Source organism: Pseudomonas sp. M30-35 (genome assembly GCF_002163625.1).
Lineage (GTDB): Bacteria > Pseudomonadota > Gammaproteobacteria > Pseudomonadales > Pseudomonadaceae > Aquipseudomonas.
Genome location: NZ_CP020892.1, coordinates 1,148,992 through 1,163,764, shown reverse-complemented (window position 1 = coordinate 1,163,764; position 14,773 = coordinate 1,148,992). Strand labels below are relative to the sequence as shown.

The window sequence follows — 14,773 nt, the reverse complement described above, 5'->3', positions numbered from 1 at the left end:
AATAACTATATGACAGGCCCGGCAGATGTCTACCAACCCGCTCTGCGCTTAGCTTGCACGCCCTGCACTTTTCTTTTGCGCAAAGAGAAACCCCAGATCATTTACATGATCTGGGGTTTCGGTATAGGCGCTTGACGATGACCTACTCTCACATGGGGAAACCCCACACTACCATCGGCGATGCATCGTTTCACTACTGAGTTCGGGATGGGATCAGGTGGTTCCAATGCTCTATGGTCGTCAAGCAATTTGTTTGAAGCCTCGTCTAGGACGCTGCTTCGAATCGGGTATGTGATGTTTGTAGTCGTGCAAACTTTCGGTTTCATCAACTTCTGTTATGACACACAAACAGCAAATTGTTTGGGTGTTATATGGTCAAGCCTCACGGGCAATTAGTATGGGTTAGCTCAACGCCTCACAGCGCTTACACACCCCACCTATCAACGTCGTAGTCTTCGACGGCCCTTTAGGGAACTCAAGGTTCCAGTGAGATCTCATCTTAAGGCAAGTTTCCCGCTTAGATGCTTTCAGCGGTTATCTTTTCCGAACATAGCTACCCGGCAATGCCACTGGCGTGACAACCGGAACACCAGAGGTTCGTCCACTCCGGTCCTCTCGTACTAGGAGCAGCCCCTCTCAAATCTCAAACGTCCACGGCAGATAGGGACCGAACTGTCTCACGACGTTCTAAACCCAGCTCGCGTACCACTTTAAATGGCGAACAGCCATACCCTTGGGACCGGCTTCAGCCCCAGGATGTGATGAGCCGACATCGAGGTGCCAAACACCGCCGTCGATATGAACTCTTGGGCGGTATCAGCCTGTTATCCCCGGAGTACCTTTTATCCGTTGAGCGATGGCCCTTCCATACAGAACCACCGGATCACTAAGACCTACTTTCGTACCTGCTCGACGTGTCTGTCTCGCAGTCAAGCGCGCTTTTGCCTTTATACTCTACGACCGATTTCCGACCGGTCTGAGCGCACCTTCGTACTCCTCCGTTACTCTTTAGGAGGAGACCGCCCCAGTCAAACTACCCACCATACACTGTCCTCGATCCGGATAACGGACCAGAGTTAGAACCTCAAGGTTACCAGGGTGGTATTTCAAGGTTGGCTCCACGCGAACTGGCGTCCACGCTTCAAAGCCTCCCACCTATCCTACACAAGTAAACTCAAAGTCCAGTGCAAAGCTATAGTAAAGGTTCACGGGGTCTTTCCGTCTAGCCGCGGATACACTGCATCTTCACAGCGATTTCAATTTCACTGAGTCTCGGGTGGAGACAGCGCCGCCATCGTTACGCCATTCGTGCAGGTCGGAACTTACCCGACAAGGAATTTCGCTACCTTAGGACCGTTATAGTTACGGCCGCCGTTTACCGGGGCTTCGATCAAGAGCTTCGCGTTAGCTAACCCCATCAATTAACCTTCCGGCACCGGGCAGGCGTCACACCCTATACGTCCACTTTCGTGTTTGCAGAGTGCTGTGTTTTTAATAAACAGTCGCAGCGGCCTGGTATCTTCGACCGGCATGTGCTTACGGGGTAAACCCTTCACACTCACCGGCGCACCTTCTCCCGAAGTTACGGTGCCATTTTGCCTAGTTCCTTCACCCGAGTTCTCTCAAGCGCCTTGGTATTCTCTACCTAACCACCTGTGTCGGTTTGGGGTACGGTTTCTAATTACCTGAAGCTTAGAAGCTTTTCCTGGAAGCATGGCATCAACCACTTCATCGTCTAAAAGACAACTCGTCATCAGTTCTCGGCCTTAGAATCCCGGATTTACCTAAGATTCCAGCCTACCACCTTAAACACGGACAACCAACGCCGTGCTGGCCTAGCCTTCTCCGTCCCTCCATCGCAGTAATTAGAAGTACGGGAATATTAACCCGTTTCCCATCGATTACGCATTTCTGCCTCACCTTAGGGGCCGACTCACCCTGCGTCGATTAACGTTGCGCAGGAAACCTTGGTCTTTCGGCGTGCGAGTTTTTCACTCGCATTGTCGTTACTCATGTCAGCATTCGCACTTCTGATACCTCCAGCAAGCTTCTCAACTCACCTTCACAGGCTTACAGAACGCTCCTCTACCGCTCATCCAAAGGATGAACCCGTAGCTTCGGTGTATGGTTTGAGCCCCGTTACATCTTCCGCGCAGGCCGACTCGACTAGTGAGCTATTACGCTTTCTTTAAAGGGTGGCTGCTTCTAAGCCAACCTCCTAGCTGTCTAAGCCTTCCCACATCGTTTCCCACTTAACCATAACTTTGGGACCTTAGCTGACGGTCTGGGTTGTTTCCCTTTTCACGACGGACGTTAGCACCCGCCGTGTGTCTCCCGTGCTGACACTTGCTGGTATTCGGAGTTTGCATCGGTTTGGTAAGTCGGGATGACCCCCTAGCCGAAACAGTGCTCTACCCCCAGCAGTGATACACGAGGCGCTACCTAAATAGCTTTCGAGGAGAACCAGCTATCTCCGAGCTTGATTAGCCTTTCACTCCGATCCACAGGTCATCCGCTAACTTTTCAACGGTAGTCGGTTCGGTCCTCCAGTTAGTGTTACCCAACCTTCAACCTGCCCATGGATAGATCGCCCGGTTTCGGGTCTATTCCCAGCGACTAAACGCCCTATTAAGACTCGCTTTCGCTACGCCTCCCCTATTCGGTTAAGCTTGCCACTGAAAATAAGTCGCTGACCCATTATACAAAAGGTACGCAGTCACAGAACAAAGTCTGCTCCCACTGCTTGTACGCATACGGTTTCAGGATCTATTTCACTCCCCTCTCCGGGGTTCTTTTCGCCTTTCCCTCACGGTACTAGTTCACTATCGGTCAGTCAGTAGTATTTAGCCTTGGAGGATGGTCCCCCCATATTCAGACAAAGTTTCTCGTGCTCCGTCCTACTCGATTTCATTGAAAAGAGATTTTCGCGTACAGGGCTATCACCCACTATGGCCGCACTTTCCAGAGCGTTCCGCTAATCTCTAATCAACTTAAGGGCTAGTCCCCGTTCGCTCGCCACTACTAAGGGAATCTCGGTTGATTTCTATTCCTCAGGGTACTTAGATGTTTCAGTTCCCCTGGTTCGCCTCTTACACCTATGTATTCAGTGCAAGATAACCATCTTATGATGGCTGGGTTCCCCCATTCAGACATCTCCGGATCAAAGGTTATTTGCCACCTCCCCGAAGCTTTTCGCAGGCTATCACGTCTTTCATCGCCTCTGACTGCCAAGGCATCCACCGTATGCGCTTCTTCACTTGACCATATAACCCCAAGCAATCTGGTTATTGTCTATAACGTGAAGTAGACATTCGCCGAAAATTTGCAATTGAGAACTACAAATTTTACCTTGACCAAATTAATTACCAGTGAAAGTAATCAATTAGTCACTTCTATCACATACCCAAATTTTTAAAGAACGATTTTCTTTCTAGTCAAAGACCAGAAATCAACATTCAACTACCCTTCAGTAGGAATGCTCATTTCTGAACACTAACAAAAACGAATCAAGCAATCTGTAAAGTGGTGGAGCCAAGCGGGATCGAACCGCTGACCTCCTGCGTGCAAGGCAGGCGCTCTCCCAGCTGAGCTATGGCCCCATTTACATCCAAGGCCTAACCCCTCAACAATTGGTGGGTCTGGGCAGATTCGAACTGCCGACCTCACCCTTATCAGGGGTGCGCTCTAACCAACTGAGCTACAGACCCAATCGTCTTTCGCAATGAATCAAGCAATTCGTGTGGGAGCTTATAAGGAAGCTGATGTCGTCGATTAAGGAGGTGATCCAGCCGCAGGTTCCCCTACGGCTACCTTGTTACGACTTCACCCCAGTCATGAATCACACCGTGGTAACCGTCCCCCCGAAGGTTAGACTAGCTACTTCTGGTGCAACCCACTCCCATGGTGTGACGGGCGGTGTGTACAAGGCCCGGGAACGTATTCACCGTGACATTCTGATTCACGATTACTAGCGATTCCGACTTCACGCAGTCGAGTTGCAGACTGCGATCCGGACTACGATCGGTTTTATGGGATTAGCTCCACCTCGCGGCTTGGCAACCCTTTGTACCGACCATTGTAGCACGTGTGTAGCCCTGGCCGTAAGGGCCATGATGACTTGACGTCATCCCCACCTTCCTCCGGTTTGTCACCGGCAGTCTCCTTAGAGTTCCCACCATTACGTGCTGGTAACTAAGGACAAGGGTTGCGCTCGTTACGGGACTTAACCCAACATCTCACGACACGAGCTGACGACAGCCATGCAGCACCTGTGTCTGAGTTCCCGAAGGCACCAATCTATCTCTAGAAAGTTCTCAGCATGTCAAGGCCAGGTAAGGTTCTTCGCGTTGCTTCGAATTAAACCACATGCTCCACCGCTTGTGCGGGCCCCCGTCAATTCATTTGAGTTTTAACCTTGCGGCCGTACTCCCCAGGCGGTCAACTTAATGCGTTAGCTGCGCCACTAAATTCTCAAGGAATCCAACGGCTAGTTGACATCGTTTACGGCGTGGACTACCAGGGTATCTAATCCTGTTTGCTCCCCACGCTTTCGCACCTCAGCGTCAGTATCAGTCCAGGTGGTCGCCTTCGCCACTGGTGTTCCTTCCTATATCTACGCATTTCACCGCTACACAGGAAATTCCACCACCCTCTACTGTACTCTAGCTTGCCAGTTTTGGATGCAGTTCCCAGGTTGAGCCCGGGGCTTTCACATTCAACTTAACAAACCGCCTACGCGCGCTTTACGCCCAGTAATTCCGATTAACGCTTGCACCCTCTGTATTACCGCGGCTGCTGGCACAGAGTTAGCCGGTGCTTATTCTGTCGGTAACGTCAAAACAGCAAAGTATTAATTTACTGCCCTTCCTCCCAACTTAAAGTGCTTTACAATCCGAAGACCTTCTTCACACACGCGGCATGGCTGGATCAGGCTTTCGCCCATTGTCCAATATTCCCCACTGCTGCCTCCCGTAGGAGTCTGGACCGTGTCTCAGTTCCAGTGTGACTGATCATCCTCTCAGACCAGTTACGGATCGTCGCCTTGGTGAGCCATTACCTCACCAACTAGCTAATCCGACCTAGGCTCATCTAATAGCGTGAGGTCCGAAGATCCCCCACTTTCTCCCGTAGGACGTATGCGGTATTAGCGTCCGTTTCCGAACGTTATCCCCCACTACTAGGCAGATTCCTAGGCATTACTCACCCGTCCGCCGCTCGTCAGCAAAGTAGCAAGCTACCTCCTGTTACCGCTCGACTTGCATGTGTTAGGCCTGCCGCCAGCGTTCAATCTGAGCCATGATCAAACTCTTCAGTTTAATACTGCAATTAGGTTTTGAGAAAACCTTATAAACTTGGCTCAGCAATCGCAAAACTTACAAATTAATGTAAGGTAACTCTCGAATTAACGAGTGTTGCTTTGTGATGCTGATAATCTGTTGACTATCAGTCTTACCTCACAAGCACCCACACGAATTGCTTGATTCAGTTGTTAAAGAGCGGTTGGTTAAGTCTTTCGTCTCAACCGAGGCGCGCATTCTACAGCAGCCTCATTTACTGTCAAGCTGTTTTTCGAAGTTCTTTTCCGCAGAAAACCGTTTCTACTCAACCACTTGCGCTTCCGATCAAACCAGCTTCTCGTCAGCGGGAGGCGCATTCTACAGCGTTCAAAACCGCTGTCAACACCTCTTTTTTCTACCGCTTTCGATCACCGTGGCGATCACTCTAAAGGCCATCTAAACACCCTTCAGAGCCCGGCGCATTCTACACAACTCTCGTTGCTTTGCAACCCCTCTTTTTAAGCTAACTTCTTGTTTTACAAGAGGTTTTCCGAGAGGTCTACGCCGGAAGAGGTGCGCATTATAGGCACCTCAGATTTGCCGTCAAGGGTTTATTGCGGATTTATGACTGTATTGGCTGTTTTAGCTCGAATACGTGGCAAAAGCCCTGATATCGCCGGGATGCGCAACAGCATCAGCGCAGCGCCAATCAGCGCATACACACTCCACTCTTTAAGGTCGGCACGCACAACCCAGAGCATATGCAACAAACCCAATGCTAAGACGCCGTACACCGCACGGTGCAGTTTCTTCCAGCGCCGGCCCAAACGGCGCTGGCTATAGCGGTTAGATGTCAGCGCTAACGCCAACAAACCAAGAAACCCAAGCGCTCCGACTATTATGTAAGGTCGCTTACGCAGCTCGACACCAAGCTGCGCCCAGTCAAACCCTAAAATAAAGACGCAATAAGCCGTCAGGTGCAACACCACAAAGGCAAAGCACCAAAGGCCTAACTGGCGGCGAGTAATAACCCAGCCTGACCAACCTGTAAGCTTTTGCAGCGGTGTCATCGCCAAGGTAATAAACAACAGTATCAGCGTACCCAAGCCAAGCCGATCAACCAAAGTCTTACCTGGATCAGGCCCGAGTGCAAAGGTCCACGCCTCATACAGCCAGAACAGTGGCACCGCTGCGATCACTATAAAAACCATCAAACGCCAAAGCGGGTAGCGCATCAGTAGTTAACCCTCAGATCCATACCGCTATATAAAGATGCAACTTCATCGCCATAGCCATTAAACAATAGGGTATCGCGCACATTGGGACTGAACAGGCCGCTTGGAAGTCGGCGCTCACGTGCTTGTGTCCAACGTGGGTGATCTACATTCGGATTAACGTTGGCGTAGAAACCGTATTCATCTGCCGCAATCGACTGCCAAGTGGTCTTTGGCTGCTCCTCAACCAGACTGATACGCACAATCGACTTAATACTTTTAAAGCCATACTTCCAAGGCACAACCAAGCGCAGCGGCGCGCCATTCTGATTAGGCAGAACCCGGCCATACATTCCTACAGCCAGGATCGCCAGCGGATTCATCGCTTCATCCAGACGCAAGCCTTCGACATACGGCCAGTCAATCAGGCCAAAACTCGATTGCTGCCCCGGCAAGTCCTTGCGATCAACCAGTGTTTCAAAACGTATGTATTTAGCCTTGCTGGTCGGCTGCACCTGCTTAAGGAGTGCAGAAAGCGGAAACCCCATCCACGGAATAACCATTGACCAAGCCTCGACACAGCGCAGGCGGTAGATCCGCTCTTCCAGCTCATAAGGCTTGATGAAGTCTTCAAGCGCATAACGCCCAGGCTTTGCTACCTCACCGTCGATGACAACACTCCAGGGCTCAGTTTTTAGCGCCTTGGCATTGGCTGACGGGTCGCCTTTGTTGGCGCCCAACTCATAGAAGTTGTTGTAGTCAGTCGCATCCTTGAACGGCGTGATCGACTCACCCTTGACAGTGATCGCTTGCCACTTGGTCGTCTGCAGCTTTTGCTGAAACCAAGCAGGACCATCAACAGCCTCGACACCTGAGTAGCGCGATGCATCCTGTGCAAACGACATGCCTGGCATGGCCGAAAGTGCCAAGCCTGCAAGAGAACCACCTAAAAAGGTACGACGGGAAAGGTAAAGCGCTTCCGGGGTGACATCCGACTCTTTGCAAGCGGATGTAGATGGGACCTTGATCAGCATTGGGACTCCACGGCTACAAGTAGACAATAGTTAGTAGACTACGGAGTCCCCATGAAATTACATCACGCAGCTTTATTGCGGCGACGTAACTGCAACAAAAATTGAATCGGCCCCGAAAACGCGTAGGCGAGGAAGATGATCAGCAGGATGCGCGGCGGATCACTGAATATCACGGCAAACCCCAATACCACTGCGAGAATGGCAACGAAAGGTACCCGCCCTTTCAGGTCAAGGTCTTTGAAGCTGTGATATTTGATATTGCTGACCATCAACATACCCGCCGCAGCAACCAGGATTGCCACTACAAAGGCCATGTTCGAGCCCTGGATGCCGAAGTCACTAAACGCCCAGACCGTTCCCGCAACCACACCGGCGGCAGCTGGGCTGGCCAAGCCAATAAAGTAGCGTTTATCGGTACTACCAATCTGAGTATTGAAGCGAGCCAAACGCAGTGCTGCGCCCGCTACATAGATGAAGGCGACCATCCAACCGACTTTACCTAGACTGCCAAGCGCCCACTCAAATGCCAGCAACGCCGGAGCAACACCGAAGGCGACCATATCCGACAGCGAATCGTATTCGGCGCCGAATGCACTTTGTGTATTGGTCAGGCGTGCAACACGACCATCGAGACCGTCCAATACCATGGCAACGAATACAGCCGCAGCCGCCACATAGTAATTGCCGTTCATGGCATTGATGATTGCGTAGAAACCAGCGAACAAATTAGCGGTGGTGAACAAGTTCGGCAGTAAATAGACGCCACGATGGCGAACCTTGCGCCCTTCGTCGTCATGGCCCTCTTCTTCGTGTTCATCGACCGGCAAAAGACTTTCTGCGTCGGGAGCCGATTTAGGCTCTTCTGGGCGTTCGCTCATGGGTATACCTTGCAACGGGATTGAAAATTCAGCACGTATGTTACAGCGCTACGCGCAATATATAAGTTTAATCATTACGCGCTTTATACCAGAAGATACCGAACGCATAAAAAAACGCGGCTATTTAGCCGCGTTTTTATGTAAGTCGGTAAGACCTAGTTTTTAGCTTTGTCGACGATCTTGTTCGCGGAAATCCACGGCATCATCGAACGCAGCTGCTCACCCACAACTTCGATACCATGGGCAGCGTTGTTGCGACGATAAGCTGTCATCGAAGGATAGTTAGCAGCGCCTTCCTGGATGAACATCTTGGCGTACTCGCCGTCCTGAATGCGCTTCAGAGCGTTACGCATGGCCTGACGCGATTCGGCGTTGATAACCTCTGGACCGGTCACGTACTCACCGTATTCAGCGTTGTTCGAGATCGAGTAGTTCATGTTGGCGATGCCGCCTTCGTACATGAGGTCAACGATCAGCTTCAGCTCGTGCAAGCACTCGAAGTATGCCATTTCTGGCGCATAACCAGCTTCAACCAGTGTTTCGAAGCCCGCTTTAACCAGCTCAACACAACCGCCGCAAAGTACAGCCTGCTCACCGAACAGATCAGTTTCAGTTTCGTCTTTGAACGTGGTTTCGATGATGCCGGTACGGCCGCCGCCCACGCCTGAAGCGTAAGACAGTGCTACGTTTTTGGCATTACCCGAAGCATCCTGGTAGATCGCGATCAGGTCAGGGATACCGCCGCCTTTGACGAACTCGGAACGCACAGTGTGGCCCGGTGCTTTTGGCGCGATCATGATCACGTCGAGGTCGCTGCGCGGAACGACCTGGTTGTAGTGAATCGCGAAGCCGTGGGAGAACGCCAGAGTTGCGCCCTGCTTGATGTTTGGCTCAATTTCATTCTTGTACAGCTGCGACTGGAATTCGTCCGGGGTCAGGATCATGACCACATCGGCACCCGCAACAGCGGTCGCAACATCAGCAACTTTCAAGCCGTGGGCTTCAGCCTTGGCGACAGTTGAAGAACCTTTACGCAGACCAACAGTGACATCAACACCAGAGTCTTTCAGGTTGCACGCTTGGGCGTGACCCTGCGAGCCGTAACCAATAACGGCAACTTTCTTGCCCTGGATGATTGAGAGGTCACAGTCTTTGTCGTAATAAACTTTCATGTTGTTGGCTCTTTTAATCGAAAAATGAGTGGGTGCAAGCACCGCGACTGAGACACTGTAAGTGATCAAACCCATTGCGTAAAATGATATATTTGCAACACAACATGCCGATATATGAAATGATCATGGATAGCCACGCGCTTAGACTTTTCCTCTCTTTAGCCGACAACCTGCACTTCGGTAAAACCAGCCGCGAGCAGCATGTCAGCCCTTCCGCGCTCAGCCGCAGCATCAAGCAGCTTGAGGATGAACTCGGCGCACCGCTGTTTCTACGGGATAACCGTTCAGTTCGCCTAACCCGCGAGGGGCAACAGTTCCGCGAATACGCCAAGGGAGTAATAAGCGGCTGGCAAGCCATGCGCCAGACCTTTAAACAAGATCAACTGATCTTGCATGGAGAGCTTTCGCTGTACTGCTCTGTCACGGCCAGTTACAGCTTTCTCTACGATATTCTGAGCAGTTTTCGTCAGGACTATCCACGCATTGAAATGAAGCTGCATACAGGTGATGCGGCAAAAGCCGTTGAGCGCATCCAAGAAGGTCTTGAAGACCTTGCCATCGGCGCCCGCCCCGACAGCCTCCCTGCCGGCATCGCATTTCAACCGATTGCCCGCTCGGCGCTGTGCTTTATCGGTCCACAATCCCCCCAACTGCTAACGGATGAACAGCTTAAACACCCGAGCGCAGCCAGTTGGCGCGATGTGCCGATGATTCTTTCGGAAGAGGGCCTCGCACGTACGCGTACAGACCGCTGGCTGAAAAGCCACAACATCAAGCCGCGAATTTATGCGCAAGTCAGCGGTAACGAAGCCATCGTCAGCATGGTCAGTCTGGGTTTTGGCATCGGCGTCGTGCCGCAAATCGTGCTCGATAACAGCCCACTGACCGCACGCATCCGCACCTACGATATTCAACCACCACTAACCGCCTACGACATTGGCCTGTTTGCTCTGGAAAAACACCTGAAAGAGCCGTTGATCAATGCCTTCTGGAATCGCCAACGCTAAATGACGGCGAAAAAAAACCTCGCAAAAATGCGAGGTTTTTTTAATACAGCAGGATCAGATACTGAGTACTTTGTCGCCACGGGCAATGCCGGTAACGCCACTGCGCACAGTTTCCAGGATCGAGGCTGTGCCTACCGCCTGAATGAAGCTGTCCAGCTTATCGCTAGTGCCTGTCAACTGAATGGTGTAAACACTGGTGGTTACATCGACGATCTGACCGCGGAAGATATCCGTAGTGCGCTTGACCTCGGCACGCTGTGCGCCTGTCGCTTTAACCTTGACCAGCATCAACTCACGCTCAATGTGCGAGCTTTCTGACAAATCGACCAACTTGACCACCTCAACCAGCTTATTGAGGTTTTTGGTGATCTGTTCAATAACATCGTCATGACCAACAGTGGTCAACGTTAGACGCGACAGAGTCGGGTCTTCGGTTGGGGCCACCGTCAGGCTTTCGATGTTGTAGTTACGCTGGGAGAACAGACCCACCACGCGGGACAAAGCGCCCGGCTCGTTTTCCAGCAACAGGGAAATAATGTGTCGCATGATTAAGTCCGCTCCGTCTTGCTCAGCCACATGTCGCGCATTGCACCGTCTTTGATATGCATCGGATAGACGTGCTCACTGGTATCAACCTGAATATCGAGGAAAACCAGGCGATCTTTCATCGCAAAGGCTTTCTCCATCATTGGCTTCAGGTCTTTCAGATCAGTGATGCGCATGCCAACGTGGCCATAGGCTTCGGCCAACTTAACGAAGTCCGGCAAGGACTCCATATAAGAGTGCGAATGACGGCTGTTGTAGTTCATGTCCTGCCACTGGCGCACCATACCCAGCGCGCCGTTATTCAGGTTGACGATTTTCACCGGCAAACCGTACTGCAGGCAGGTCGACAGTTCCTGAATGTTCATCTGGATACTGCCTTCCCCGGTTACGCAGGCTACGTCGTCATCCGGGAAACTCAACTTGACGCCCATTGCTGCCGGGAAACCAAACCCCATGGTGCCCAAGCCGCCAGAGTTAATCCAACGGTTCGGTTTGTTGAATCGATAGTACTGAGCAGCAAACATCTGATGCTGACCCACGTCGGAAGTAACGTAGGCATTACCCTCGGTCACTTCGCTCAGCGTCTCGATCACAGTCTGTGGCTTGATGATGCTGCCGTCGCCTTTGTCATAAGGAAACATGCCGCGATCACCGCGCCACTCTTCAATCTGCTTCCACCAACTGGCAAGCGCCTCTTTATTTGGCTTCTCGCCAATTTCCTTGAGGATCGCAACCATCTCGGTCAGCACGCTTTCAACCGGGCCAACGATCGGCACGTCGGCCTTGATGGTTTTGGAGATCGAAGCTGGATCGATATCGATGTGGATAATTTTGGCGTTCGGGCAAAACTTAGAAGCACCATTGATAACTCGGTCATCAAAACGCGCACCAACAGCAAAAATCACATCCGCGTGGTGCATCGTCAAGTTGGCGGTATAGCTGCCGTGCATACCGAGCATACCGAGGAACTGACGATCAGTGCCCGGATAGCCGCCCAGGCCCATCAGCGTGTTGGTCACAGGGATATTGAGCATCTGCGCCAACTCGGTCAACGGCTCCGCTGCGTGCCCCAGGATTACGCCACCACCGGAGTAAATAACCGGGCGCTTGGCTGCGAGCAGGACTTCAGCCGCCTTGCGGATCTGACCTGAATGGCCGCGCAGTGCTGGGCTGTAGGAGCGCAGCTTGACCTTCTTCGGGAAGACGTACTCGAACTTCTCGGCCGGATTAGTCATGTCTTTCGGAATATCGACAACAACAGGACCAGGGCGACCCGACTCAGCAAGATAGAAGGCTTTCTTCATCACTTCAGGAATTTCTGAGGCGTGCTTGATCATGAAGCTGTGCTTCACGATAGGACGCGAGATACCGATCATGTCGGTTTCCTGGAAGGCATCGGTGCCGACCATGTTGCTTGGCACTTGGCCTGACAGAACCACCATCGGAATGGAGTCCATGTAGGCAGTGGCGATACCGGTAATTGCGTTGGTTGCACCAGGACCTGAGGTCACCAGCACCACACCTGCCTTACCTGTTGCACGTGCATAGCCATCGGCCATATGGGTTGCAGCTTGTTCATGACGAACCAGAATGTGGTTCACCTCAGGCTCTTTGAACAGCGCATCATAGATATGCAGCAAGGCACCGCCTGGGTACCCATAGATATTCTTAACGCCTTCGTCACGCAAAAAGCGGACGACCATTTCAGCGCCGGATAAAAGCTCCACGTTGATCACCTCTAAAACGCCAGAAACCGCCCACAAAGTGACGGTCTAAAATAGGTTTTACTGCCAAGCAGAGCATGAGCGACGGTGGTCGCCGACTACGTCAGCTACTACTGAGCAAGTATTGGGAACGCCCCAAAGTGTTGCGGGGTCTTCCCACCCAGCGCGAGGTAACGCGTTGCGGGTGTTGCAAGGTCGGCGCGGGTGTGCACCTCATCTCTACTGAGCTAAAGCCTGCTTGCGGCCGACTCCACTACAGCGAACGTTGGATTGTTGGGATTAGAGGCCTTTAAGTCAAGTAATCTGTGCATGAATCGACAATCTTCTGCTACAACCTGGTGCAGGATGACGATCTAGCGTTATTGATTATAGTAATCTTAGGCTTCGCAGCACTCACTAAGGAAACAGCATGCGCCGTTTGATTCTCACCACCAGTCTGTTACTCGCATTCAGCACTACAGCGATGGCAAGTCAGGTCTACAAGTGGGTTGACGCACAAGGGGTGACCCATTTTGGCGCCCAACCGCCACAAGGTCAGCAAAGCACCGAAATCAACACGGCAGTGCCAACACCATCAGGCGTGCCTGCGGTAGAAGAACCTGCACCAACCTTTGATGACATTGCCGACCCAGAGCAAGCTGAAATCGACAAGAAGGTTAAGCGTGAGGTCGCCGCCAAAGAAGCCGAACGCAAGCAATACTGCACGGATGTGCGGACCAGCCTTGCGCAAATAGAGAATAATCCACGTGTTCGCGTTGAGATCGACGGAGAAGTCCGGAGGATCAGCGAAGAAGAGCGTCAAAAACGCATTGAGGAAACGAAGAAAGCAATCAGCGAGAACTGCCAGTAAGGCTGGCAGCTTTCGACCTGAGGCAACTCTCGGCGCGACTCAGTTCGCGCCAGTAAGTATCTCGTCAAACTCGCCGAGTAGCTTAATCAGCTCGCGTGCCTGAGCATTGCCCACGCCATAAACCTGCTCTGCCATCGGCTGAATACCGGAGACGCTTGGAAGGGGCGCGTTCTGCTCCAGCATCACCTTCATCCGCGGCAAGAAAATCCACTGTAACCATTGTTCCAGCGGCATGCTATCAACGCAAAAAGGCTCAGGGCTGGCCATTGCTTTATCGCTTGGCGGCAGCTCACTCCACCAGCCCTGCATGCGCAACTCGCGCTCGATCAACAACAGTTGCTCAGCAATTTCAGGTGTACGTGCATCCATTACAGTGCGACCTTGGCGCGTTCACGTGCCTGAGCAGCGCCTGCGGAATCACCTTGCTTCTCTCGAGCCTGTGCAACCAAGTCCCACAAACTGGCCTGCAACTGCGGACGACCACTGGCATAGCTAAGACCACGGCGAGCAAACTGTTCCGCTTGCGCAGCATCACCCTGAGCCAAGCGAACCTCGGCTAGACGATAAAGTACCTGCGGTTCACGTGGCGCTATACGTTGTGCACGCTCAAGACTTGAGGCCGCACCATCCAAATCGCCACCACCTTGCTGCTGCTGGGCAGTTGTCAGTAGCGCCAACACTGGGCCATCCAGTTGCTCGTCGGCAGACAAGCCGCCTGAAGAACCTGAAGAGCCACCACTATTGTTGGCAGGCGCTTGCGGCGAACCTGGCATTGAGTTCGGGCTAGTTACCGCAGAGTCGGTGGTGATTGGTCCGGTGGTAATTGGCGAAGTGCTTAACGGTTGGCTGCCTGAGCCACCCGGAGCACCCGGTATCATCACCACAACACCGGAGTCTTGCGGCTGGGCTTGCGGAGTATTGGTAGGCGCAGCGCCACCACCGACGCGGTCCATACGATGGGCAGAGGCCGGCGCACCGGAGTCAACGACCGGAATCGAACCGTTTGGCACGCTGGAGCAACCCGCCAATACTGTCGAAGCTGTTATTACTGGTATCAACCACTTAATCACGT

The 14,773-nt window shown here is 52.3% G+C and carries 10 protein-coding genes, 2 tRNA genes and 3 rRNA genes; 2 read left to right on the top strand and 13 right to left on the bottom strand.

Annotated features, from left to right (window positions below; genetic code table 11):
* Nucleotides 1–129: 129 nt before the first annotated feature.
* From rrf to ilvC, 9 genes are all read right to left on the bottom strand, one after another.
* Nucleotides 130–245 (bottom strand): 5S ribosomal RNA (gene rrf, locus B9K09_RS05415).
* Nucleotides 246–371: 126 nt separating this feature from the next.
* Nucleotides 372–3,263 (bottom strand): 23S ribosomal RNA (locus tag B9K09_RS05410).
* A 260-nt stretch (nucleotides 3,264–3,523) separates the two neighbouring features.
* Nucleotides 3,524–3,599 (bottom strand) — tRNA-Ala (locus tag B9K09_RS05405).
* Nucleotides 3,600–3,630: 31 nt separating this feature from the next.
* Nucleotides 3,631–3,707: transfer RNA gene (locus tag B9K09_RS05400), tRNA-Ile, on the bottom strand.
* A 65-nt stretch (nucleotides 3,708–3,772) separates the two neighbouring features.
* A 16S ribosomal RNA gene (locus B9K09_RS05395) occupies nucleotides 3,773–5,315 on the bottom strand.
* The 16S, 23S and 5S rRNA genes sit together here with 2 tRNA genes alongside, the layout of an rRNA operon.
* Before the next feature lie 572 nt (nucleotides 5,316–5,887).
* The gene (msrQ, locus tag B9K09_RS05385; RefSeq protein ID WP_087515855.1) at nucleotides 5,888–6,511 is read right to left on the bottom strand and encodes a protein-methionine-sulfoxide reductase heme-binding subunit MsrQ; all 624 of its coding nucleotides are present in this window, start codon (nucleotides 6,509–6,511) and stop codon (nucleotides 5,888–5,890) included.
* Entirely contained in the window at nucleotides 6,511–7,524 is a 1,014-nt protein-coding gene (msrP, locus tag B9K09_RS05380; RefSeq protein WP_087515854.1) for a protein-methionine-sulfoxide reductase catalytic subunit MsrP, read from the bottom strand. The genes msrQ and msrP overlap by 1 nt, the downstream gene beginning before the upstream one ends.
* A 62-nt stretch (nucleotides 7,525–7,586) precedes the next feature.
* On the bottom strand, nucleotides 7,587–8,402 hold the full coding sequence (gene pssA, locus B9K09_RS05375) for a CDP-diacylglycerol--serine O-phosphatidyltransferase (RefSeq protein ID WP_087515853.1): 816 nt from the start codon (nucleotides 8,400–8,402) through the stop codon (nucleotides 7,587–7,589).
* Between the two features lie 155 nt (nucleotides 8,403–8,557).
* Nucleotides 8,558–9,574, bottom strand: a complete 1,017-nt coding sequence (ilvC, locus tag B9K09_RS05370) for a ketol-acid reductoisomerase (protein ID WP_087515852.1) — start codon at nucleotides 9,572–9,574, stop codon at nucleotides 8,558–8,560.
* 125 nt (nucleotides 9,575–9,699) lie between these two features.
* Between ilvC and ilvY the strand changes: the two genes are divergently transcribed.
* On the top strand, nucleotides 9,700–10,581 hold the full coding sequence (gene ilvY, locus B9K09_RS05365) for an HTH-type transcriptional activator IlvY (RefSeq protein ID WP_087518995.1): 882 nt from the start codon (nucleotides 9,700–9,702) through the stop codon (nucleotides 10,579–10,581).
* 54 nt (nucleotides 10,582–10,635) lie between these two features.
* Here the strand turns inward: ilvY and ilvN are convergent, their stop codons facing one another.
* On the bottom strand, nucleotides 10,636–11,127 hold the full coding sequence (ilvN, locus tag B9K09_RS05360; RefSeq protein WP_087515851.1) for an acetolactate synthase small subunit: 492 nt from the start codon (nucleotides 11,125–11,127) through the stop codon (nucleotides 10,636–10,638).
* A 2-nt stretch (nucleotides 11,128–11,129) separates the two neighbouring features.
* Nucleotides 11,130–12,854, bottom strand: a complete 1,725-nt coding sequence (locus B9K09_RS05355; protein WP_087518994.1) for an acetolactate synthase 3 large subunit — start codon at nucleotides 12,852–12,854, stop codon at nucleotides 11,130–11,132.
* A 406-nt stretch (nucleotides 12,855–13,260) separates the two neighbouring features.
* Here B9K09_RS05355 and B9K09_RS05350 point away from each other — a divergent pair, with 406 nt between their 5' ends.
* Entirely contained in the window at nucleotides 13,261–13,701 is a 441-nt protein-coding gene (locus B9K09_RS05350; RefSeq protein ID WP_087515850.1) for a DUF4124 domain-containing protein, read from the top strand.
* Nucleotides 13,702–13,740: 39 nt separating this feature from the next.
* Here B9K09_RS05350 and B9K09_RS05345 read toward each other — a convergent pair whose 3' ends face one another.
* Together B9K09_RS05345 and B9K09_RS05340 are read right to left on the bottom strand one after the other, a co-directional pair.
* On the bottom strand, nucleotides 13,741–14,070 hold the full coding sequence (locus B9K09_RS05345; RefSeq protein ID WP_087515849.1) for a YqcC family protein: 330 nt from the start codon (nucleotides 14,068–14,070) through the stop codon (nucleotides 13,741–13,743).
* Nucleotides 14,070–14,771 carry a M48 family metallopeptidase gene (locus B9K09_RS05340; protein ID WP_087515848.1) on the bottom strand — a complete coding sequence of 234 codons (702 nt, stop codon included), beginning with the start codon at nucleotides 14,769–14,771 and terminating at the stop codon, nucleotides 14,070–14,072. Before B9K09_RS05340 ends, B9K09_RS05345 begins: the two co-directional genes overlap by 1 nt.
* Nucleotides 14,772–14,773 lie beyond the last annotated feature (2 nt).

What these genes read in the sequence shown, in the direction of transcription:
- B9K09_RS05350 (WP_087515850.1), top strand. Translation starts at nt 13,261, where the DNA reads ATGCGCCGTTTGATTCTCACCACCAGTCTGTTACTCGCATTCAGCACT.
- ilvY (WP_087518995.1), top strand. Translation starts at nt 9,700, where the DNA reads ATGGATAGCCACGCGCTTAGACTTTTCCTCTCTTTAGCCGACAACCTG.
- B9K09_RS05345 (WP_087515849.1), bottom strand. Translation starts at nt 14,070, where the DNA reads ATGGATGCACGTACACCTGAAATTGCTGAGCAACTGTTGTTGATCGAG.
- pssA (WP_087515853.1), bottom strand. Translation starts at nt 8,402, where the DNA reads ATGAGCGAACGCCCAGAAGAGCCTAAATCGGCTCCCGACGCAGAAAGT.
- msrP (WP_087515854.1), bottom strand. Translation starts at nt 7,524, where the DNA reads ATGCTGATCAAGGTCCCATCTACATCCGCTTGCAAAGAGTCGGATGTC.
- ilvC (WP_087515852.1), bottom strand. Translation starts at nt 9,574, where the DNA reads ATGAAAGTTTATTACGACAAAGACTGTGACCTCTCAATCATCCAGGGC.
- ilvN (WP_087515851.1), bottom strand. Translation starts at nt 11,127, where the DNA reads ATGCGACACATTATTTCCCTGTTGCTGGAAAACGAGCCGGGCGCTTTG.
- msrQ (WP_087515855.1), bottom strand. Translation starts at nt 6,511, where the DNA reads ATGCGCTACCCGCTTTGGCGTTTGATGGTTTTTATAGTGATCGCAGCG.